24 protein-coding genes and 6 tRNA genes are annotated in these 22,342 nt (G+C 40.9%); 29 read left to right on the top strand and 1 reads right to left on the bottom strand.

Features of this window, described 5'->3' with window-relative positions:
- The first annotated feature begins 12 nt into the window (after positions 1-12).
- The 14 genes from B7698_RS01670 to pcp all read left to right on the top strand — a co-directional run bounded on the left by B7698_RS01670 (position 13) and on the right by pcp (position 8,554).
- A tRNA-Phe gene (locus tag B7698_RS01670) sits at positions 13-85 on the top strand.
- Positions 86-98: 13 nt separating this feature from the next.
- Positions 99-179, top strand: a tRNA-Tyr gene (locus B7698_RS01665).
- An 11-nt stretch (positions 180-190) separates the two neighbouring features.
- Positions 191-261, top strand: a tRNA-Trp gene (locus B7698_RS01660).
- Between the two features lie 14 nt (positions 262-275).
- Positions 276-348, top strand: a tRNA-His gene (locus B7698_RS01655).
- 13 nt (positions 349-361) lie between these two features.
- A tRNA-Gln gene (locus tag B7698_RS01650) sits at positions 362-433 on the top strand.
- Between the two features lie 9 nt (positions 434-442).
- Positions 443-526, top strand: a tRNA-Leu gene (locus B7698_RS01645).
- A 105-nt stretch (positions 527-631) separates the two neighbouring features.
- Positions 632-1,909 (top strand): glutamate-cysteine ligase family protein, encoded by a 1,278-nt coding sequence (locus B7698_RS01640; protein WP_084864435.1) that lies wholly within the window; start codon positions 632-634, stop codon positions 1,907-1,909.
- 75 nt (positions 1,910-1,984) lie between these two features.
- Positions 1,985-3,469, top strand: a complete 1,485-nt coding sequence (thrC, locus tag B7698_RS01635; RefSeq protein WP_084864434.1) for a threonine synthase — start codon at positions 1,985-1,987, stop codon at positions 3,467-3,469.
- A gap of 60 nt (positions 3,470-3,529) precedes the next feature.
- Positions 3,530-4,810 (top strand): MATE family efflux transporter, encoded by a 1,281-nt coding sequence (locus B7698_RS01630; protein ID WP_084864433.1) that lies wholly within the window; start codon positions 3,530-3,532, stop codon positions 4,808-4,810.
- A gap of 3 nt (positions 4,811-4,813) precedes the next feature.
- Positions 4,814-5,437, top strand: a complete 624-nt coding sequence (locus B7698_RS01625) for an HAD family hydrolase (protein ID WP_084864432.1) — start codon at positions 4,814-4,816, stop codon at positions 5,435-5,437.
- A 162-nt stretch (positions 5,438-5,599) separates the two neighbouring features.
- Positions 5,600-6,793 (top strand): LysM peptidoglycan-binding domain-containing protein, encoded by a 1,194-nt coding sequence (locus B7698_RS01620; RefSeq protein WP_084864431.1) that lies wholly within the window; start codon positions 5,600-5,602, stop codon positions 6,791-6,793.
- 205 nt (positions 6,794-6,998) lie between these two features.
- Positions 6,999-7,424, top strand: coding sequence for a MarR family winged helix-turn-helix transcriptional regulator (locus tag B7698_RS01615; protein WP_192855084.1), 426 nt, complete (start codon positions 6,999-7,001; stop codon positions 7,422-7,424).
- Positions 7,425-7,434: 10 nt separating this feature from the next.
- Complete coding sequence (locus B7698_RS01610) at positions 7,435-7,797, top strand: DUF1304 domain-containing protein (RefSeq protein ID WP_084864430.1); 363 nt, start codon at positions 7,435-7,437, stop codon at positions 7,795-7,797.
- 112 nt (positions 7,798-7,909) lie between these two features.
- Positions 7,910-8,554: a pyroglutamyl-peptidase I gene (gene pcp, locus B7698_RS01605; RefSeq protein ID WP_084864429.1), complete on the top strand. Its 645-nt coding sequence runs from the start codon at positions 7,910-7,912 to the stop codon at positions 8,552-8,554.
- A gap of 25 nt (positions 8,555-8,579) precedes the next feature.
- Here the strand turns inward: pcp and B7698_RS01600 are convergent, their stop codons facing one another.
- Positions 8,580-9,437 (bottom strand): DUF975 family protein, encoded by an 858-nt coding sequence (locus tag B7698_RS01600; protein WP_084864428.1) that lies wholly within the window; start codon positions 9,435-9,437, stop codon positions 8,580-8,582.
- A 129-nt stretch (positions 9,438-9,566) separates the two neighbouring features.
- Between B7698_RS01600 and tgt the strand changes: the two genes are divergently transcribed.
- The 15 genes from tgt to B7698_RS01525 all read left to right on the top strand — a co-directional run bounded on the left by tgt (position 9,567) and on the right by B7698_RS01525 (position 22,324).
- Positions 9,567-10,709: a tRNA guanosine(34) transglycosylase Tgt gene (gene tgt / locus B7698_RS01595; RefSeq protein WP_084864427.1), complete on the top strand. Its 1,143-nt coding sequence runs from the start codon at positions 9,567-9,569 to the stop codon at positions 10,707-10,709.
- Between the two features lie 100 nt (positions 10,710-10,809).
- Positions 10,810-12,627 carry an acyltransferase family protein gene (locus B7698_RS01590; protein ID WP_084864426.1) on the top strand — a complete coding sequence of 606 codons (1,818 nt, stop codon included), beginning with the start codon at positions 10,810-10,812 and terminating at the stop codon, positions 12,625-12,627.
- Positions 12,628-12,778: 151 nt separating this feature from the next.
- Positions 12,779-13,930 carry an N-acetylglucosamine-6-phosphate deacetylase gene (gene nagA / locus B7698_RS01585; protein WP_084864425.1) on the top strand — a complete coding sequence of 384 codons (1,152 nt, stop codon included), beginning with the start codon at positions 12,779-12,781 and terminating at the stop codon, positions 13,928-13,930.
- Positions 13,931-14,091: 161 nt separating this feature from the next.
- Positions 14,092-15,150, top strand: a complete 1,059-nt coding sequence (locus B7698_RS01580) for a zinc-dependent alcohol dehydrogenase family protein (protein ID WP_020903624.1) — start codon at positions 14,092-14,094, stop codon at positions 15,148-15,150.
- 150 nt (positions 15,151-15,300) lie between these two features.
- Entirely contained in the window at positions 15,301-15,666 is a 366-nt protein-coding gene (locus B7698_RS01575; RefSeq protein WP_020903623.1) for a DUF1033 family protein, read from the top strand.
- A gap of 75 nt (positions 15,667-15,741) precedes the next feature.
- A complete protein-coding gene (gene comGA / locus B7698_RS01570) occupies positions 15,742-16,683 on the top strand; it encodes a competence type IV pilus ATPase ComGA (RefSeq protein WP_020903622.1) in 942 nt (313 codons plus the stop codon).
- Entirely contained in the window at positions 16,631-17,647 is a 1,017-nt protein-coding gene (gene comGB / locus B7698_RS01565; protein ID WP_084864424.1) for a competence type IV pilus assembly protein ComGB, read from the top strand. Before comGA ends, comGB begins: the two co-directional genes overlap by 53 nt.
- A gap of 1 nt (position 17,648) precedes the next feature.
- Entirely contained in the window at positions 17,649-17,972 is a 324-nt protein-coding gene (gene comGC, locus B7698_RS01560; RefSeq protein WP_020903620.1) for a competence type IV pilus major pilin ComGC, read from the top strand.
- Positions 17,935-18,369: a competence type IV pilus minor pilin ComGD gene (comGD, locus tag B7698_RS01555; protein ID WP_031233245.1), complete on the top strand. Its 435-nt coding sequence runs from the start codon at positions 17,935-17,937 to the stop codon at positions 18,367-18,369. The genes comGC and comGD overlap by 38 nt, the downstream gene beginning before the upstream one ends.
- Complete coding sequence (gene comGE / locus B7698_RS01550; protein WP_153197443.1) at positions 18,332-18,634, top strand: competence type IV pilus minor pilin ComGE; 303 nt, start codon at positions 18,332-18,334, stop codon at positions 18,632-18,634. Before comGD ends, comGE begins: the two co-directional genes overlap by 38 nt.
- Positions 18,597-19,058 (top strand): competence type IV pilus minor pilin ComGF, encoded by a 462-nt coding sequence (comGF, locus tag B7698_RS01545; RefSeq protein ID WP_020903618.1) that lies wholly within the window; start codon positions 18,597-18,599, stop codon positions 19,056-19,058. Before comGE ends, comGF begins: the two co-directional genes overlap by 38 nt.
- Positions 19,036-19,449, top strand: a complete 414-nt coding sequence (comGG, locus tag B7698_RS01540) for a competence type IV pilus minor pilin ComGG (RefSeq protein WP_031233244.1) — start codon at positions 19,036-19,038, stop codon at positions 19,447-19,449. Before comGF ends, comGG begins: the two co-directional genes overlap by 23 nt.
- Positions 19,450-19,481: 32 nt before the next feature.
- A complete protein-coding gene (locus tag B7698_RS01535) occupies positions 19,482-20,069 on the top strand; it encodes a class I SAM-dependent methyltransferase (RefSeq protein WP_020903617.1) in 588 nt (195 codons plus the stop codon).
- Between the two features lie 60 nt (positions 20,070-20,129).
- Positions 20,130-21,083 (top strand): class I SAM-dependent methyltransferase, encoded by a 954-nt coding sequence (locus B7698_RS01530; protein WP_084864423.1) that lies wholly within the window; start codon positions 20,130-20,132, stop codon positions 21,081-21,083.
- A gap of 50 nt (positions 21,084-21,133) precedes the next feature.
- A complete protein-coding gene (locus tag B7698_RS01525) occupies positions 21,134-22,324 on the top strand; it encodes an acetate kinase (RefSeq protein WP_084864422.1) in 1,191 nt (396 codons plus the stop codon).
- Positions 22,325-22,342 lie beyond the last annotated feature (18 nt).

Genomic DNA, 22,342 nt, shown 5'->3' with positions numbered 1-22,342 from the left:
CTCCCGCAATAAGGCTCGGTAGCTCAGTTGGTAGAGCAATGGATTGAAGCTCCATGTGTCGGCGGTTCGATTCCGTCTCGCGCCATTATATATTTTTCGGAAGGGTAGCGAAGAGGCTAAACGCGGCGGACTGTAAATCCGCTCCTTCGGGTTCGGGGGTTCGAATCCCTCCCCTTCCATTATTTTAGTTACGGGCATAGTTTAAAGGTAGAACTAAGGTCTCCAAAACCTTCAGTGTGGGTTCAATTCCTACTGCCCGTGTTAATAAAATTATGGCGGGTGTGGTGAAGTGGTTAACACACCAGATTGTGGCTCTGGCATGCGTGGGTTCGATCCCCATCACTCGCCTATTTTATATTATTGGGGTATAGCCAAGCGGTAAGGCAAGGGACTTTGACTCCCTCATGCGTTGGTTCGAATCCAGCTACCCCAGTTACTATTTGCCGGCGTGGCGGAATTGGCAGACGCGCTGGACTCAAAATCCAGTGTCCGCAAGGACGTGCCGGTTCGACCCCGGCCGCCGGTATAGTATAGAGGAAGGAACGTTGTAAATCTTCGTTCCTTTTTATATTATTTTTGGTATAATAATAGTTATTCAAATTTTATTTAGATTATGAAAGTGTAGGGAAGTATGTCTCGTTCTATCGATTTATTAAAACATCGGTATTTAAAAAATATTAAAGAAAATCCTGAATTGTTTGTCGGGATTGAGCTGGAATATCCTGTTGTAAACTTGGAAGGGGATGCTACAGATGTTGAAGTTATCAAGTACTTATTCCGATATTTAGTTTCTGCTTTGGATTTTACTGTCGAAAAGGTAGATGATTTTGGGACTCCTATTCAGTTAGTGGACCCAGTAAGTCAGGATACTATTTTATTTGAAGTTTCCTATACTACGATTGAGTTTGCATTTGGTAAGGCTGAAACGATACAAGAAGTTGAAGAACGTTTTAATATTTATATGGAGGCAATCCAGAAGAAGTTAGCTGAATCAAATCATGCTATTGTTGGCTGTGGTATCCATCCCAACTGGGATAAAAATGAGAATTGTCCAGTGGCTTATCCACGCTATCAGATGTTGATGGATTATTTGAATATGAGTAGAAATGTTGCTAAATCAGACTTGCATCATTTCCCTGAATATGGTGCTTTTATATGTGGGAGTCAGGTACAACTGGATGTTTCAAAGTCTAACTATTTAAGAGTGATTAATGCTTTTACCCAAATTGAAGCAGTTAAGGCTTATTTATTTGCAAATTCTGAGTTTTCAGGTGAGGATTGGGATACGAAAATTTCAAGAGATATTTTCTGGGAAGAATCTATGCATGGTATCTATCCAGAAAATGTCGGGGTCAATGCTAGACTCTTTAAAGATGAGGATGATTTTTTTGATTATCTAGATCATTCTGCAATTTTTACTGCGGAACGTGAAGAACAAACCTATTATTTTTATCCCATTCAGGCAAGCGAGTACCTGACTACACCTGAAATCCAAGCATATGCGCTTAATGGGGATGAGATTATTATTTATCCTCAAGAGAAGGATTTTGAAACCCATCGTAGTTATCAGTACCAAGACTTAACGACTCGCGGAACAGTTGAGTTTCGTAGTGTGTGTACTCAACCTCTAGATAGAACCTTCGCTTCAGCAACTTTTCACTTAGGATTGTTGGTTAATTTAGATAAGTTAGAAGCTTACTTAGAAACAGCACCTTTCTTTAAAGAATTTGGTCGTGATTACAAGTTTTTAAGACGGCAATTTTCTAAAAAAAATCTTATAGCTGAGAAAAAAACTGCGATTATTGAATTTTCCAAAGATTTACTCCTTCTAGCTGAGGAAGGACTGGAGATGAGAAATAAGCAAGAAATGACCTACTTACAGCCTTTGAAAGAAGAATTGAGCCTATAATTTCTCTTGTAAAAGGAGAATTTTCTGAAAAATCATGATATAATGGATGAGACTATAGATAAAGGATAGAGAGTAATGACATTAGTTTATCAATCAACGCGTGATGCTAACAATACAGTAACTGCTAGCCAAGCAATTTTGCAAGGTTTGGCAACGGATGGTGGTTTGTTTACACCGCTTACTTATCCAAAGGTAGATTTGGATTTTGACAAATTGAAAGATGCTTCTTATCAGGAAGTTGCTAAGTTAGTTTTGTCAGCATTTTTAGATGACTTTACAGCTGAAGAGTTGGACTACTGTATCAACAATGCCTACGATAGCAAGTTTGATACTCCAGCTATCGCACCATTAGTGAAATTAGACGGGCAATATAACTTGGAACTGTTCCATGGTTCAACAATTGCTTTTAAGGATATGGCCTTGTCTATTTTGCCATACTTTATGACAACAGCTACTAGGAAGCATGGTTTAGAGAACAAAATCGTCATTTTGACAGCGACATCTGGTGATACTGGGAAAGCTGCTATGGCAGGGTTTGCGGATGTTCCTGGTACTGAGATTATCGTCTTTTATCCAAAGGATGGTGTCAGCAAGGTACAAGAGTTGCAAATGACCACTCAGACTGGCGACAATACTCATGTTATCGCTATTGATGGTAACTTTGATGATGCCCAAACGAATGTGAAGCATATGTTTAACGATGTGGCTCTTCGTGAAAGATTAGCGGCCAACAAGTTGCAATTTTCATCAGCTAACTCTATGAATATTGGTCGTTTGGTACCACAGATTGTCTACTATGTTTATGCCTACGCTCAGCTTGTTAAAACTGGTGAGATTTTGGCTGGTGATAAGGTCAACTTCACAGTACCAACAGGAAACTTTGGAAATATCTTAGCTGCCTTTTATGCTAAGCAAATTGGTCTACCAGTTGGCAAATTAATCTGTGCTTCAAATGACAACAATGTTTTGACAGACTTCTTCAAGACACGTGTTTACGATAAGAAGCGTGAGTTTAAGGTAACAACTAGTCCATCTATGGATATCTTAGTATCTTCAAACTTGGAGCGCCTGATTTTCCATCTTTTGGGGAATGATGCGGTTAAAACAGCTGAACTCATGAATGCCTTGAACAAGCAAGGACAATATGAGTTGACAGACTTTGATGCAGAGATTCTTAACCTCTTTGCAGCTGAATATGCGACTGAGGAAGAAACAGTGGCAGAAATCAAGCGTGTTTATGAGGCAGATTCTTATATCGAGGATCCACATACGGCGGTTGCCTCGGCAGTTTATAAGAAATACCAAGCGGCTACTGGCGATGTGACTAAGACAGTGATTGCTTCAACAGCGAGTCCATACAAGTTCCCAGTGGTTGCAGTAGAAGCTGTAACTGGAAAATCAGGGCTTGGCGACTTTGAAGCCTTGGCTCAATTACATGATATTTCAGGAGTGGCAGTGCCGCCAGCAGTTGACGGGCTTGAAACAGCTCCTGTTCGTCATAAGACAACTGTTGCAGCAACAGACATGCAAGTAGCAGTTGAGGCTTATCTAGGACTTTAAGACAGAGGGAGTAAACTCGGTTGGGAAACCAACTGAGTTTCTTTTCATCAGGAGGAAGGATTGTTTAAGAAAAATAAAGACATTCTTAATATTGCCTTGCCAGCTATGGGCGAAAACTTTTTGCAGATGCTCATGGGGATGGTGGACAGTTACTTGGTTGCTCATTTAGGATTGATAGCCATTTCGGGTGTTTCAGTAGCTGGCAATATTATCACGATTTACCAGGCGATTTTCATTGCTCTTGGAGCAGCTATTTCTAGTGTTATTTCAAAAAGTTTGGGGCAGAAGGATCAATCTATGCTAGCCTATCATGTGACTGAGGCGTTGAAGATTACCTTACTATTAAGTTTCCTTTTAGGAGCTTTGTCTATCTTCGCTGGGCAAGAGATGATAGGGCTTCTGGGGACGGAGAGAGATGTAGCTGAGAGTGGAGGACTCTACCTATCTTTGGTAGGAGGATCGATTGTTCTCTTAGGTTTAATGACTAGTCTGGGAGCCTTGATTCGTGCAACGCATAATCCACGTCTGCCTCTCTATGTTAGTTTTTTATCCAATGCCTTGAATATTCTCTTTTCCAGTCTAGCTATTTTTGTACTGGATATGGGGATAGCAGGTGTTGCTTGGGGGACTATTCTGTCTCGTTTGGTTGGTCTTGTGATTTTATGGTCGCAATTAAAGTTGACTTTTGAGAAACCGACTTTTGGTTTAGATAAGGAACTATTGACCTTAGCTTTGCCAGCAGCTGGAGAGCGGCTTATGATGCGGGCTGGAGATGTAGTAATCATTGCCTTGGTTGTGTCTTTCGGGACAGAGGCAGTGGCTGGAAATGCAGTCGGAGAAGTCTTGACCCAGTTTAACTATATGCCTGCCTTTGGCGTCGCTACGGCAACGGTCATGCTGGTGGCTCGAGCAGTTGGGGAGGATAATTGGAAAAAAGTAGCTAATTTGAGCAAGCAAACCTTTTGGCTTTCTCTGCTTCTCATGTTGCCCTTGACGCTTAGTGTCTATGCCTTGGGCATACCACTGACTCATCTCTATACGAATGATTCTCTAGCGGTGGAGGCTAGTGTGCTAGTGACACTTTTTTCACTACTTGGTACTCCTATGACGATAGGAACAGTCATCTATACAGCAGTTTGGCAGGGTTTGGGCAATGCTCGGCTTCCCTTTTATGCGACAAGTATAGGAATGTGGTGTATCCGCATTGGAACAGGATATCTGATGGGGATTGTGCTTGGTTGGGGCTTGTCCGGTATTTGGGCCGGAACCCTTTTGGATAATGGTTTTCGTTGGTTATTTCTACGTTACCGTTACCAGCGTTATATGAGCTTGAGAGGATAGGAAATGCAAAAAACAGCTTTTATTTGGGATTTAGACGGGACTTTATTGGACTCTTACGAAGCGATTTTGTCAGGGATTGAGGAAACTTTTGCTCAGTTTTCTATTCCTTATGATAAGGAGCAGGTGAGAGAGTTTATCCTCAAGTTTTCGGTGCAGGATTTACTTGTGCAGGTGGCAGAAGAGAGAAAGCTGGATGTGGAAATGCTCAATCAAGTGCGTGCCCAGAGTCTGGCTGAAAAGAATGCCCAAGTAGTCTTAATGCCAGGTGCGCGTGAGGTGTTGAGTTGGGCAGACCAAGTAGGGATTCGGAATTTTGTTTACACTCATAAGGGAGACAATGCTTTTACCATTCTAAGAGACTTGGGTTTGGAGTCCTATTTTACAGAGATTTTAACCAGTCAGAGTGGTTTTGTGCGGAAGCCTAATCCGGAAGCGGCTACCTATCTGTTAGACAAGTATCAGTTGTATCCTGAGAAAACCTATTATATAGGGGATCGGACTCTGGATGTAGAATTTGCCCAGAATAGTGGTATTCAGAGCATTAATTTTTTAGAGTCGTCTTATGAAGGCAATCACAGAATTCAAGAGTTAGCAGATATTTCCCGTTTTTTTAAGTCTGAGCGATAAAAAGATTGTGTCAGTTCTGTGACAGAGACCTAACAAACTGTTTCAAGTAACCGAGTTTGTTACAAAGAATAGACAGTTCTGTTAAATAGGCCCGAGAGGGCTTTTTTTCTGCTCTTTTTGTGTTATGATAGACAGGTACTCATTTGAAAGGAATTTGAAAGAATGAAGAAAAGAATTTTATTAGCGTCAACAGTAGCCCTGTCATTTGCCCCAGTATTGGCAACTCAAGCAGAAGAAGTTCTTTGGACTGCACGTAGTGTTGAGCAAATCCAAAACGATTTGACTAAAACGGATAACAAAACAAGTTATACCGTTCAATATGGTGATACTTTGAGCACCATTGCAGAAGCCTTGGGTGTAGATGTCACAGTTCTTGCGAATTTGAATAAAATCACTAATATGGACTTGATTTTCCCAGAAACTGTTTTGACAACGACTGTCAATGAAGCAGAAGAAGTAACAGAAGTTGAAATCCAAACTCCTCAAGCAGACTCTAGTGAAGAAGTGACAACTGCGACAGCAGATTTGACAACCAATCAAGTGACGGTTGATGATCAAACTGTTCAGGTTGCAGACCTTTCTCAACCAATTGCAGAAGCGCCAAAAGCGGTAGAAACTACAAGTACAAAAGAAGTAGCAACAAATTCAGAAGTTGCAGAGACAGCTGCTACTACAGAAGAAGTAGCACCATCTACAAATACTTCAACGTCAGCGGAGCAAACAGCCGAAACAAGTAGTGCAGTTGCAGAAGCAGCTCCTCAGGCAACGACTCCAGCTGAGAAAGATGAAACACAAGCAAGCACTCAAGCTGAATCAGCAGTAGAAGCAACTACAACGCCAGTAGAAGAAAAAGCAACCGAAACAACTGCAACAAGTTTAGAAGAAACCTCATCAAATGAAGCTACAACAGCAGTTCCTACTTATCAACCAGAAGAGAAGAAAACAGTTTCAACAACTTACGCAGCTCCAGCAGCGCCCGATTATGTTGGACTGGCGGTAGCGAAATCTGAAAATGCAGGTCTTCAACCACAAACAGCTGCCTTTAAAGAAGAAATCGCCAACTTGTTTGGCATCACATTCTTTAGTGGTTACCGTCCAGGAGATAGTGGAGATCACGGAAAAGGTTTGGCTATCGATTTTATGGTACCAGAAAGCTCAGAACTAGGGGATAAGATTGCGGAATACGCTATTCAAAACATGGCTAGCCGTGGTATTAGTTATATCATCTGGAAACAACGTTTCTATGCTCCATTCGATAGTAAATATGGGCCAGCTAATACTTGGAACCCAATGCCAGACCGTGGTAGCGTGACAGAAAATCACTATGATCACGTTCACGTTTCAATGAATGGATAAGCCAGACTTTGTAATATCATTTTGATGAATGAGATCTAGCTTTCGTGATAGGAAGCGAGTCTCGTTCGTTTTTTTGTTTGTCAATTTGAATGGGAAATGGAAGTTACCATTTTGTAATGATTGAAGCAACATTCTTGCAATCTATTTTACTTTGTATTATACTTGATTAATCAACTATTGATAAATCAATAAAAGGGAAGAAGAAATGTTAGAGATTCAAGATTTACTTTATCAACTCCGCTTGTCTGAGCAAGCAAGTACGCAATTGTTTGAAAAAAGACTTGGGATTAGTTTGACACGGTATCAGATTTTATTATTTTTGATGAAGCATTCCCCTTGTAATCAAATAGCGGTTCAGGAGCGTTTGAAGATTGATCAGGCTGCTTTGACCCGACATTTCAAAATTCTGGAAAAGGAAGGTTTGGTGGAGCGTCATCGCAATCCTGAAAATCAGCGAGAAGTGTTGGTAGAGGCTACGAAGTATGCCAAGGAGCAGTTAGTGATGAATCCACCTCTACAGCATATCAAGGTTAAGCAAGAGATGGAAAGTATCTTAACAGAGTCTGAAAGAACAGAGCTCAGCCGTTTATTAAATAAATTGGTTTTAGGTATTGAAAATATAGAAATTTAAGGAGAAATAGATGTCAATTATGACAATCATTTTAGCAACGACTGTTGCTTTGGAGCATTTTTACATTTTTTATTTGGAAAGTATTGCAACGCAATCAGATGCGACTAGTCGTGTCTTTAACATGAAAAAGGAAGAACTGGCTCGTCCGTCTGTAAGGTCATTGTTTAAAAATCAAGGGATTTATAATGCTCTACTAGGAGTCTTTCTCTTGTATGGAATTTATTTCTCACAGAATTTAGAAATTGTGACTATTTTTGTTTTATTTGTGATTGGTGCTGCGGCTTATGGCTCTCTAACAACAGATAAGAAAATTATTTTGAAGCAAGGTGGACCAGCTATTTTATCCTTGATTAGTATTTTTTTCTTTAAATAAGCTCAAAAATCAATCCTAGTCTCTCTAGTCCTTTTCACTCCAGAATAAAGGAAATATGTTATACTTGTTTTTAATAAAATAGTTTCATTAAATTGGTTTTGAGGAGTTAGAAATGAAAGTATTAGTGACAGGTTTTGAGCCCTTTGGAGGGGAAAAGGTCAATCCAGCTTTGGAGGCCATTAAAGGTTTACCAGCTGAAATCCATGGTGCTGAGCTTCGTTGGCTAGAAGTGCCAACAGTCTTTCACAAATCGGCTCAAGTATTGGAAGAAGAGATGAACCGCTATCAACCTGACTTTGTCCTTTGTATCGGCCAAGCAGGTGGAAGAACTAGCTTGACGCCTGAGCGAGTAGCTATTAATCAAGACGATGCACGGATTCCTGATAATGAGGGTAATCAACCGATTGACCTTACCATTCGCCCAGACGGTGCTCCTGCCTACTTTAGTAGTCTGCCGATTAAAGCGATGGTTCAAGCTATAAAAAAAGAGGGATTGCCGGCCTCTGTTTCCAATACTGCAGGGACTTTTGTCTGCAATCATTTGATGTATCAAGTCCTCTATTTGGTAGAAAAGAAATTTCCCCATGTCAAGGCAGGTTTTATGCATATTCCTTATATGATGGAACAGGTGGTGAATCGACCGACTACCCCAGCTATGAGTTTAGTGGATATTAGGCGAGGGATAGAAGCGGCAATCGGCGCCATTATAGAACATGGAGATCAGGACCTCAAGTTGGTAGGCGGAGAAACTCATTGATAGAAAAAAGCTTGAGGGAAAACCTTCAAGCTTTTGGACGTTTTCGAGCCAATACTGCTCGGTAAAAAATCATTTTATTAATTTGAATGTAGGGTAGGAGTGAGAAACTAGCAATCCCAAAGGTAATCCAATTGAGGAAGTACCAAGGAAGGAGTTGTAGATCTAGAATAAAGCGCTGAAATTTGTAGCCTTTCATCAGGAAACGGCTGGTTTTTAGTATTTGTCCTGGTTTGGCTTGTCCTAAGTCTAGGGTGTCACAGAGGAGAAATTCTACCTGCGAATAGGCATAGTATTGTGGGATATAGAGACTATTTCCGACAATCATCAAGAGGATACTTGCTAGAAAGTAAAGACCAAAGGTCAAGAGGAAATGTTCAGTTTCAATTGACGAGAGATCCAGATTAGGAAATTCAGGATGGATTGCAACGAATTTCTTGGCTAAAAAGCTACTGTAAAAGAGGAAGTAAATCCCAAGCAAACTAGGAATGCTCCATAAGAAGAGATAGAGACGTTTGAGAAGAAGAGTCAAAAAGGTTTGTGAAAAGTGCTCTTCATTAAAGAGAGTTAGACTATTTTTGACGGATAGTTCTGTATCAGGATTCTTGATGAGTTTAAGTGTTGTGTAGACTGAACTGGTTAGAAGAATAGTTCCGATAAAGGAGACTAATAGAGGAAAAAGGTAGGCTTGGAATACATGGTCAAACACGCTTAAAAAGGGTTGTTCTAAAACACTCTCGTTGATGCGCTCTAAGGGATTGAGGAAGCCAGACAAAATGACCAGTATGCTAGGTAAGAGATAGACGAGAAAGAGGCGGGGATTTTCAGATTGAAATTGTCTAGCCTGCAGACGAATGGTTTTTAAATCAATTTTTGGGTATTTCATTCTCTCATTATACCATAGTTCCTATACATAGTTCGTGACAGTTCCTACTTTTTTTGATAAAATCATACAGTATGCCCTTGGGCACAAAGTATGAACTGGGACTGTCTTTCTCAGCTTCGGAGGTAAAAAATGTCAGATTCACCAATCAAATATCGTTTGATTAAGAAAGAAAAACACACAGGAGCTCGTCTGGGAGAAATCATCACTCCCCACGGTACCTTCCCAACACCTATGTTTATGCCAGTTGGGACACAAGCCACTGTCAAAACTCAGTCGCCTGAAGAATTGAAGGAGATGGGTTCGGGAATTATCCTGTCAAACACCTATCATCTCTGGCTTCGCCCTGGAGATGAACTCATCGCACGCGCAGGTGGTCTCCACAAGTTCATGAATTGGGACCAGCCTATCTTGACAGATAGTGGTGGTTTTCAGGTTTATTCCTTAGCAGATAGCCGTAATATCACAGAAGAAGGAGTAACCTTTAAAAACCATCTCAATGGTTCTAAGATGTTCTTGTCCCCAGAAAAAGCCATTTCTATTCAGAATAATTTGGGCTCAGACATCATGATGTCCTTTGACGAATGTCCCCAGTTTTATCAACCTTACGACTACGTTAAGAAATCAATCGAACGTACTAGTCGTTGGGCTGAGCGTGGTTTGAAGGCTCACCGCCGTCCGCATGACCAAGGTTTGTTTGGAATTGTGCAGGGGGCAGGGTTTGAAGACCTTCGCCGCCAATCGGCCCATGACCTGGTCAGCATGGCTTTCCCAGGCTACTCTATCGGTGGTTTGGCAGTGGGAGAAACCCACGAAGAGATGAATGCTGTCTTGGACTTTACAACCCAATTGTTGCCCGAAAACAAACCTCGCTATTTGATGGGTGTGGGAGCGCCAGATAGCTTGATTGATGGGGTGATTCGTGGAGTGGATATGTTTGATTGTGTCTTGCCGACTCGTATCGCTCGTAATGGGACTTGTATGACCAGTCAAGGTCGTTTGGTTGTCAAAAATGCCCAGTTTGCTGAGGACTTTACGCCACTGGATCCTGAGTGTGATTGCTACACATGTAAGAACTATACACGCGCCTACCTTCGTCACCTGCTCAAGGCCGATGAAACCTTTGGTATCCGCTTGACTAGCTACCATAACCTTTACTTCTTGCTTAACCTGATGAAGCAAGTGCGACAAGCCATCATGGATGACAATCTCTTGGAATTCCGTGAGTATTTTGTTGAAAAATATGGTTATAATAAGTCAGGCCGTAATTTTTAAACTGGAATTGATATAAGCTAAAAATCCTAAGTTTTCTCTTGGGATTTTTCTTCTTTTTTTGATAGAATAAAGTGTACAATGAAAGGAAGAATAAACTCGTATGCGCATTAAATGGTTTTCCTTGATTAGGATTACAGGTTTACTACTGGTACTCTTGTATCATTTCTTTCAGACCATCTTTCCTGGAGGTTTTTTCGGGGTAGATGTCTTTTTCACATTTTCAGGTTTCCTGATTACGGCTCTACTCGTCGAAGAATTTTCTAAAAATCATGAGATTGACTTGATAGGATTTTTTAGGAGACGCTTTTATCGGATTGTGCCGCCTGTGGTTTTGATGGTCTTGGTGACCATGCCCTTTACTTTCTTGGTTCGCCAAGACTATGTGGCTGGAATTGGAGGTCAGATTGCGGGTGTCTTAGGCTTTATGACCAACTTCTATGAACTGCTAACAGGTGGGAGTTATGAATCTCAGTTCATTCCTCATTTGTTTGTTCATAATTGGAGCTTGGCTGTTGAGGTTCACTACTATATCCTCTGGGGATTGGCAGTTTGGTTCTTATCTAAACAGTCTAGATCAAATGGTCAGTTGAAAGGAATGGTCTTTCTCTTATCTGCTGCTGCCTTCTTAATCAGCTTCTTCTCCATGTTTATTGGTAGTTTTCTAGTAACCTCTTATTCCTCTGTTTACTTCTCCAGTTTAACTCATGTCTATCCATTCTTTTTGGGAAGTATCCTAGCAACGATTGTAGGCGTTCGTCAGACGACTTCCCTAGTTAAGCAATTGGATAAAATCTGGGATTTACGCAAGACCCTTTTGGTTTTTGGAGGAGGTTTTGGATTCTTACTCATTTTGACCTTCTTTGTCAAATTTACCTATCTCTTTGCCTATCTTATGGGCTTCTTGCTTGCCAGCCTTGCAGCCCTTGCTATGATTCTGGCGGCGCGTGTCTTACATGAAAAGACTCCTAACATGCAGGAGCCAAAGATTATCAGCTTTTTAGCGGATACTAGCTATGCGGTTTATCTTTTCCATTGGCCTTTCTATATCATTTTCTCACAGTTGACATCAAATCTTCTTGCTGTGTTACTGACTTTGTTTTTTTCTTATGGATTTGCCAGCCTGTCATTTTATGTGCTGGAACCTTGGATTGCGGGAAAGAACACACCTATTATACAAGCCCTTCGTCCCCTGCCTCATATTCACACAATCCTTGCAGCAAGTACTGGAATCTTGGCCTTCATTGTCTTCTTAGTAACTTTGCTGGCACCACAAGTGGGAGCTTTTGAGACAGACTTAACTGTCAATGGCTTGAAGCAAGCTGCAACAAATATTAGCCAGACCAAGGTGATGACAGAACGAGCAGAAGCTGATAGTTTAGGAATTGCTGATGGCACTATGTTAATTGGTGATTCGGTAGCACTAAGAGCTAATACAGCCTTGCAGACAGCCCTTCCAGGGGCACAGATTAATGCACAAGTCAGCAGAACAACCAAGACTGCCAATGAAATCATGCTCAACAATAGCCAGAATAAATTTCTACCAAAGATGGTGGTTATTGCAACTGGGGTAAATAATCCTGAAAATTACAAGGAAGATTGGGATAGTATCGTGAAAAATCTTCCTAAGGGGCACCATATGGTTTTGGTGACTCCTTATGAAGGAGATAAGACAAAAGAGACCTATGCAATCGTTGAGAAGGCGGCTGCCTATATGAGAGAATTGGCAGAGAAGACTCCTTACATCACGATAGCAGATTGGAATCAAGTTGCTAAAGAGCATCCAGAGATCTGGACTGGAACAGACCAAGTCCATTTTGGAAGTGACAATAGTAAGATTGAAGCAGGAGCTAAATTGTATGCAGATACCATTGCTGCAGCCTTGCAAACAGCTCAAGACAAGCCGGTCAAATCAAAATAACTTGTATTAAAAAGAGAAGAGTTGGAGAAATCCAGCTCTTTTAAAATATCTCTAGAAAATAGGTCTATACCATTTACAAATAAAAAAGAAAGGTTTATAATGTAATTGACATAATAAATTGTAGAATCAATCTTTTAAGGAGGTTAACATTATGCCTAACTATATTAAAGCGGATCAGTTTTTCTACCCACACGGAGTTCGTCGTGGTGGTTACTTGGAACTTGTAGACGGCAAGTTTGGAAAACATGTAGAACAAATTCCTGAAGGCGCTGACGTCATTGACTATACAGGATACAGCATTGCGCCAGGACTTGTGGATACCCACATTCATGGATTTGGTGGTGTGGATGTTATGGATAATAATATCGAAGGAACCCTTCATACCATGAGTGAAGGACTCCTCAGCATGGGAGTAACGAGCTTCTTACCAACCACTTTGACATCAACTTATGAGCAATTGCTCGCGGTAACTGAAAATATCGGTGCTCGTTACCAGGAAGCAAGTGGAGCTAAGATTCGTGGAATTTATTTTGAAGGACCTTATTTCACAGAGAAATACAAGGGGGCTCAAAACCCTGCTTACATGAAAGATCCTCGTATGGATGAGTTCCGTACTTGGCAAAAAGCAGCAAATGGCTTGCTAAATAAAATTGCCCTTGCGCCAGAACGTGAAGGTGTAGAAGACTTTGTTCGTACAGTTACGGGCGAAGGTGTGACGGTTGCTCTTGGGCACTCAAACGCGACTTTTGATGAAGCTAAAAAAGCAGTCGATGCTGGAGCGAGTGTTTGGGTACACGCCTACAATGGAATGCGTGGGTTGACTCACCGCGAACTCGGTATGGTTGGAGCCATGTATCAATTACCACACACCTATGCAGAGTTGATATGTGATGGTCACCACGTAGATCCCAAGGCCTGTGATATTTTGCTCAAACAAAAAGGAACTGAAAATATCGCCCTTATCACAGACTGTATGACAGCGGGTGGATTGGAAGACGGTGACTATATGTTGGGAGAATTTCCAGTTGTCGTTGCAAATGGAACTGCACGCCTCAAATCGACAGGCAATTTGGCAGGTTCTATCCTCAAACTCAAGGACGGTTTGAAGAATGTGGTCGAATGGGGCATTGCGAATCCACATGAAGCAGTCATGATGGCCAGCCTTAACCCAGCAAAATCTGTTCACATTGATGATGTTTGTGGTCAAATCCGTGAAGGATATGATGCAGACTTTATCGTATTAGATAAAGATTTGGAATTGGTAGCAACCTACCTAGACGGTGTGAAACGTTATCAAGCATAAGAGAGAAAGCAGAAGTTAGAGATTAGCTTCTGCTTTTTTATCTATATTACTTTACCGGTAAATAAAAAAGTTAAAAAAATCACAAAAAATCTTGAACAAACAAATGAAAAGGCTTACAATTGTATTATAAATAGTACAAATAAAAAAAGGAGGAGTGCTTTATGAAAGCCTATACTTATGTTAAACCAGGACTTGCTTCTTTTGTTGATGTAGACAAACCAGTGATTCGCAAGCCAACAGACGCTATTGTGCGTATCGTAAAAACTACTATTTGTGGAACAGACCTCCATATTATCAAAGGGGATGTCCCTGCTTGCCAAAGTGGTACCATTCTTGGTCACGAAGGGATTGGGATTGTTGAAGAAGTTGGGGAAGGAGTTTCTAACTTCAAAAAAGGTGATAAGGTCTTGATTTCTTGTGTTTGTGCCTGTGGTAAATGCTACTACTGTAAAAAAGGAATTTATGCCCACTGTGAAGACGAAGGGGGCTGGATTTTCGGTCACTTGATTGATGGTATGCAGGCTGAATATTTACGTGTCCCTCATGCAGATAACACTCTTTACCACACTCCAGAAAACTTGTCAGATGAAGCCTTGGTTATGCTATCAGACATTTTGCCTACTGGGTATGAAATTGGTGTCTTGAAAGGGAAAGTAGAACCTGGTTGTAGTGTAGCCATTATTGGTTCAGGTCCAGTTGGATTGGCTGCTCTTTTGACAGCCCAATTCTACTCACCAGCCAAATTGATTATGGTGGACTTAGACGATAACCGCTTGGAAACTGCTTTATCATTTGGTGCGACTCATAAGGTTAATTCTTCAGACCCTGAAAAAGCGATTAAAGAAATTTATGATTTGACAGATGGTCGTGGTGTAGATGTTGCTATCGAAGCTGTTGGTATTCCTGCAACATTTGATTTCTGTCAAAAGATTATCGGTATAGACGGAACAGTTGCCAACTGTGGTGTACATGGTAAACCAGTCGAATTCGATTTGGACAAACTTTGGATTCGCAACATCAATGTAACAACTGGTTTGGTATCTACAAATACCACTCCACAATTGTTGAAAGCTCTTGAAAGTCATAAGATTGAACCAGAAAAATTGGTAACTCATTATTTCAAACTAAGTGAAATTGAAAAAGCCTATGAAGTCTTCAGTAAGGCAGCAGACCACCATGCCATCAAGGTCATCATCGAAAACGATATTTCAGAAGCTTAAGTAGTAAAAACATTTTGGAACATAAGCAAATAGAAATTCAGTCATCATAGGATGGCTGGATTTTTTATCAAAAAAATTAAGAAATGAGCATATTTCTTTCCTTGTTTAGCGGAATTGGTTATAATATACGGTACAAAGGAATGAATGAATATGTATCGTGTTATAGAAATGTACGGAGATTTTGAACCTTGGTGGTTTATAGAAGGTTGGGAAGAAGATATTGTAGCAAGTAGAAAATTTGATCAGTATTATGATGCTCTCAAATACTATAAAACTTGCTGGTTTAGACTGGAACAAGAATCCCCTCTTTATAAAAGTAGAAGTGACTTGATGACTATTTTTTGGGATCCAGAAGACCAACGCTGGTGTGATGAATGTGACGACTATTTACAACAATACCATTCTTTGGCTCTTTTGCAGGACGAGCAGGTTATCCCAGATGAAAAATTACGTCCAGGCTATGAAAAACAAACAGGTCAGGAAAGGCACCGTTCTTGCCGTATGAAATTAAAATAGAGAAAAAGTAACTTTTTGGAGTTGCTTTTTTTATTTTTCCAAATCTTTGCGAATAGTATAGGTGAGGAGGTAAGTATGGTTCAAGAAATTGCACAAGAAATCATTCGTTCGGCCCGGAAAAAAGGGGCGCAAGACATTTATTTTGTCCCTAAGTTAGACGCCTATGAACTTCATATGAGGGTAGGAGACAAGCGCTGTAAAATCGGTTGTTATGATTTCGAAAAATTTGCGGCCGTCATCAGTCACTTTAAGTTTGTGGCGGGTATGAATGTTGGAGAAAAGCGACGTAGTCAACTTGGTTCCTGTGATTATGCCTATGACCAGAAGATGGCGTCCCTACGTCTATCTACTGTAGGCGATTATCGAGGGCAGGAGAGTTTGGTGATTCGCTTGTTGCATGATGAGGAGCAGGATTTGCATTTTTGGTTTCAGGATATTGAAGAACTTGGCAAGCAGTATAGGCAACGTGGTCTCTATCTCTTTGCTGGTCCAGTCGGAAGTGGCAAGACGACCTTGATGCATGAACTGGCCAAGTTACTCTTTAAAGGACAGCAAGTTATGTCCATCGAAGATCCTGTAGAAATCAAGCAGGACGACATGCTTCAGTTGCAGTTGAACGAAGCAATCGGGTTGACCTATGAAAATCTCATCAAACTTTCCTTGCGTCATCGGCCAGATCTCTTGATTATCGGAGAAATTCGGGACAGCGAGACGGCGCGTGCAGTGGTCAGAGCTAGTTTGACAGGTGCGACAGTCTTTTCAACCATTCATGCCAAGAGTATCCGAGGTGTTTATGAGCGCCTGCTGGAGTTGGGTGTGAGTGAGGAGGAATTGGCAGTCGTTCTGCAAGGAGTCTGCTACCAAAGATTAATCGGGGGAGGAGGAATCGTTGACTTTGCCAACAAAGACTATCAAGAACACCAGCCAACTAGCTGGAATGAACAGATTGACCAGCTTTTTAAAGATGGACATATCACAAGTCTTCAGGCTGAAACGGAAAAAATTAGCTACAGCTAAGCAAAAAAATATCATCACCCTGTTTAACAATCTCTTTTCCAGCGGTTTTCATCTGGTGGAGACAATCTCTTTTTTAGATAGGAGTGCCTTGTTGGACAAGCAGTGTGTGACACAAATGCGCACGGGCTTGTCTCAGGGGAAATCATTCTCAGAAATGATGGAAAGTTTGGGATTTTCAAGTGCCATTGTCACCCAGTTATCTCTAGCTGAAGTCCATGGGAATCTTCACCTGAGTTTGGGAAAGATAGAAGAATATCTAGACAATCTTGCCAAGGTCAAGAAAAAATTAATTGAAGTAGCGACCTATCCCTTGATTTTACTAGGTTTTCTTCTCTTAATCATGCTGGGACTACGTAACTACCTACTACCACAACTGGATAGTAGCAATATTGCCACCCAAATCATTGGTAATCTGCCACAAATTTTTCTAGGAATGGTAGGGTTTGTTTTCATACTTGCCCTTTTAGCACTAACTTTTTATAAAAGAAGTTCTAAGATGCGCGTCTTTTCTATCTTAGCACGCCTTCCCTTTCTTGGAATCTTTGTGCAGACCTATTTGACAGCCTATTATGCGCGTGAGTGGGGGAATATGATTTCGCAGGGGATGGAGCTGATGCAGATTTTTCAGATCATGCAGGAACAAGGTTCCCAGCTCTTTAAAGAAATCGGTCAAGATTTAGCTCAATCCCTACAAAATGGCCGCGAATTTTCTCAGACGATAGGAACCTATCCTTTCTTTAAGAAGGAGTTGAGTCTCATCATCGAGTATGGGGAAGTCAAGTCCAAGCTGGGTAGTGAGTTGGAAATCTATGCTGAAAAAACTTGGGAAGCCTTTTTTACCCGAGTCAACCGCACCATGAATTTGGTGCAACCGCTGGTTTTTATCTTTGTGGCTCTGATTATCGTTTTACTTTATGCGGCAATGCTCATGCCTATGTATCAAAATATGGAGGTAAATTTTTAACATGAAAAAAATGATGACATTATTGAAAAAAGCTAAGGTTAAAGCTTTTACACTTGTGGAAATGTTGGTAGTCTTGCTCATCATCAGCGTGCTTCTATTACTCTTTGTACCTAATCTGACCAAGCAAAAAGAAGCAGTCAATGACAAAGGAAAAGCTGCTGTTGTTAAGGTGGTGGAAAGCCAGGCAGAACTTTATAGCTTAGATAAGAATGAAGAAGCTAGCCTAAGCAAGTTACAAGACGATGGGCGCATCACGGAAGAACAGGCTAAAGCTTATAAAGAATACCATGCTAAACAAAATACCAGCCAAACCGTTGCAGATTAAGGCTTTTACCATGCTTGAAAGTCTCTTGATTTTGGGACTTGTGAGTATCCTTGCCTTGGGCTTGTCCGGCTCTGTTCAGTCCACTTTTGAGGCGGTAGGGGAGCAGATTTTCTTTATGGAGTTTGAAGAACTTTATCGGGAAACACAAAAACGCAGTGTAGCTAGTCAGCAAAAGACTAGTCTAAATTTAGATGGGCAGACGATCAGTAATGGCAGCCAAAAGTTGACCGTTCCTAAAGGAATTCAGGCACCATCAGGACAAAGTATCACATTTGACCGAGCTGGGGGAAATTCATCCCTGGCTAAGGTTGAATTTCAGACCAGCAAAGGAGCGATTCGTTATCAATTATATCTAGGAAATGGAAAAATTAAACGCATTAAGGAAACAAAAAATTAGGGCAGTGATTTTACTGGAAGCAGTAGTGGCTCTAGCTATCTTTGCCAGCATCGCGACGCTCCTTTTGGGACAAATTCAAAAAAATAGGCAAGAAGAAGCAAAAATCTTGCAAAAGGAAGAAGTCTTGAGGGTAGCTAAGATGGCCTTGCAGACAGGTCAAAATCAGGTAAAGATAAACGGAGTGGAGATTCAGGTGTTTTCTAGTGAAAAGGGATTGGAGGTTTATCATGGTTCAGAACAGTTGTTGGCTATCAAAGAGCCATAAGGTCAATGCTTTCACCTTGTTGGAATCACTGATTGCTCTCATTGTCATCAGTGGAAGTTTACTCCTCTTTCAAGCCATGAGTCAGCTCCTCATTTCAGAAGTTCGCTACCAGCAACAAAGCGAGCAAAAGGAGTGGCTCTTGTTTGTGGACCAGCTGGAGGCAGAATTAGACCGTTCGCAATTCGAAAAAGTGGAGGGCAATCGCCTCTATATGAAGCAGGATGGCAAGGAAATTGCGATAGGTAAGTCAAAATCGGATGATTTTCGAAAAACTGATGCCAGTGGACGAGGATATCAGCCTATGATTTATGGACTCAAATCAGCTCAGATTACAGAGGACAACCAACTGGTGCGCTTTCATTTCCAGTTCCAAAAAGGCTTAGAAAGGGAGTTCATCTATCGTGTGGAAAAAGAAAAAAGTTAAGGCAGGTGTTCTCCTCTATGCAGTCACTATGGCAGCCATCTTTAGTCTTTTGTTACAATTTTACTTGAACAGACAAGTCGCCCACTATCAAGACTATGCTTTGAATAAAGAAAAGCTGATTGCTTTTGCCATGGCTAAGCGAACCAAAGATAAGGTTGAGCAAGAAAGTGGGGAACAGGTCTTTAATCTAGGTCAGGTAAGCTATCAAAACAAGAAAACAAGCTTGGTGACGACGGTTCGTACGCCTAAGAGTCAATATGAGTTCATCTTTCCTTCAGTCAAAATCAAAGAAGAGAAAATAGATAAAAAGGAAAAGGTAGTGACTGATTCAAGTAATCAAGCAGAGAAGAAAAAATCAGAAGAGAAGGCTGAAAAGAAAGAGAATTCCTAGCCAATCAAGCTACTTTGTGCTAAACTAAAAATATGAAACATGATTTTAACCACAAAGCAGAAACTTTTGATTCCCCTAAAAATATATTCCTTGCAAACTTGGTTTGTCAAGCAGTCGAGAAACAGATTGATCTTCTATTAGACAAAGAAATTTTGGATTTCGGTGGAGGGACGGGTCTGTTAACCTTGCCCCTAGCCAAGCAAGCTAAGTCTGTAACATTGGTGGATATTTCGGAGAAAATGCTGGAACAAGCTCGTTTGAAAGCGGAGCAGCAAGACATCAAGAATATCCAGTTTTTGGAACAAGATTTACTGAAAAATCCCTTAGAGCAAGAGTTTGATCTCATTGTTGTTTGTCGTGTTCTTCATCATATGCCTGATTTGGATGCGGCTCTCTCACTGTTTCATCAACATTTGAAGGAAGATGGACAACTCCTACTTGCTGATTTTACCAAGACAGAGGCTAACCATCATGGATTTGAATTGGTTGAACTGGAAAACAGGCTAGCCCAGTTTGGTTTTTCATCTGTACATAGTCAGATCCTCTATAGCGCTGAAGACCTGTTTCAAGGAAATTACTCAGAACTCTTTTTAACAGTAGCCCAAAAATCACTCGCTTAATCAGGGAGTGATTTTTCTATAAGGATGGAAAAAAGAAGGGAAATTTGATAAGATAGGAATATGGATTTTGAAAAAATTGAACAAGCTTATACGTATTTACTAGAGAATGTCCAAGTCATCCAAAGTGATTTGGCGACCAACTTTTATGACGCCCTGGTGGAGCAAAACAGCATCTATTTGGATGGTGAGACTGAGTTAGAGCAGGTCAAGGAAAACAATCAGGCCCTTAAACGCTTAGCGCTTCGCAAAGAAGAATGGCTCAAAACCTACCAGTTTCTCTTGATGAAGGCTGGGCAGACAGAGCCCCTACAGGCCAATCACCAGTTTACACCAGATGCCATTGCTTTACTTTTGGTGTTTATTGTGGAAGAGTTGTTTAAAGAGAAGGAGATTACGATCCTCGAAATGGGTTCTGGGATGGGAATTTTGGGCGCTACTTTCTTGACCTCGCTTGATAAAAAGGTGGATTACTTGGGAATGGAAGTGGATGATTTGCTGATTGATTTGGCGGCTAGTATGGCAGATGTAATTGGTTTGCAGGCTGGATTTGTCCAAGGAGATGCCGTTCGTCCACAAATGCTCAAAGAAAGCGATGTGGTCATCAGCGACTTGCCTGTCGGCTATTATCCTGATGATGCCGTTGCGTCGCGCCATCAAGTTGCTTCTAGTCAAGAACATACTTACGCCCATCACTTGCTCATGGAACAAGGGCTTAAGTACCTCAAGTCAGACGGATATGCTATTTTTCTAGCTCCGAGTGATTTGTTGACCAGTCCTCAAAGTGATTTGTTGAAAGGCTGGTTGAAAGAGGAGGCAAGTCTGGTTGCTATGATTAGTTTGCCTGAAAATCTCTTTGCTAATGCCAAACAATCCAAGACCATTTTTATCTTACAGAAGAAAAGTGAAATAGCAGTAGAACCCTTTGTTTATCCGCTTGCTAGCTTGCAAGATGCAAGTGTTTTAATGAAATTTAAAGAAAATTTTCAAAAATGGACTCAAGGTACTGAAATATAAAATAGATTTTGTTATAATAGATGAAAACGCTTAAAAAGGGGTATCATGTTATGACAAAAACAATTGCAATCAATGCGGGAAGTTCAAGTTTGAAATGGCAACTTTATCAAATGCCAGAGGAAAAAGTTCTTGCTAAAGGTTTAATTGAACGGATTGGTTTGAAAGATTCTATTTCAACTGTAAAATTTGATGGCCGTTCTGAACAACAAATTTTGGATATCGAAAATCATACACAAGCTGTTAAAATTTTATTGGATGACTTGATTCGTTTCGATATTATCAAGACTTATGACGAGATTACAGGTGTTGGACACCGTGTTGTTGCAGGTGGAGAATATTTCAAAGAATCAACAGTTGTTGAAGGAGATGTTTTAGAAAAAGTTGAAGAGTTGAGCTTGTTGGCTCCTCTCCACAATCCAGCCAATGCAGCAGGTGTTCGTGCCTTCAAGGAATTGTTGCCAGACATTACCAGTGTAGTTGTTTTTGATACTTCATTCCACACAAGTATGCCAGAGAAAGCTTATCGCTATCCTCTACCAACAAAATATTACACAGAAAACAAGGTTCGTAAATATGGTGCCCACGGTACAAGTCACCAGTTTGTAGCAGGAGAAGCTGCAAAACTCTTGGACCGTCCATTAGAGGACTTGAAATTGATTACCTGCCATATCGGTAATGGTGCTTCTATTACAGCAGTTAAGGGCGGTCAATCTGTTGATACTTCAATGGGATTCACTCCACTTGGTGGTGTGATGATGGGAACTCGTACAGGAGATATTGATCCAGCTGTCATTCCTTACTTAATGCAATATACAGAGGACTTTAATACTCCTGAAGACATTAGTCACGTCCTTAATCGTGAATCAGGACTGATGGGGGTTTCAGGTAAATCTAGTGATATGCGTGATGTGATTGCTGCTATGGAAGAAGGGGACCACGATGCCACTTTGGCTTATGAAATGTATGTTGACCGTATCCAAAAACATATCGGCCAATACCTTGCAGTCTTAAATGGAGCAGATGCTATTATCTTCACAGCAGGTATAGGTGAAAATGCTGCAAACGTACGTGAAGATGTTATTTCAGGTATCTCTTGGTTCGGCTGTGATGTTGACCCAGAGAAGAACGTCTTTGGCGTGACAGGAGACATCTCAACAGAGGCAGCGAAGATTCGTGTCTTGGTTATTCCAACTGATGAAGAATTAGTCATTGCCCGTGACGTTGAACGCTTGAAAAAATAAGTAAAACTAGAAAAAATA

It is taken from the genome of Streptococcus mitis (assembly GCF_002096855.1).
Taxonomy (GTDB): domain Bacteria; phylum Bacillota; class Bacilli; order Lactobacillales; family Streptococcaceae; genus Streptococcus; species Streptococcus mitis_Y.
Note: the sequence above shows the minus strand (reverse complement) of the source record. Positions and strands in the feature narration are given on the sequence as shown.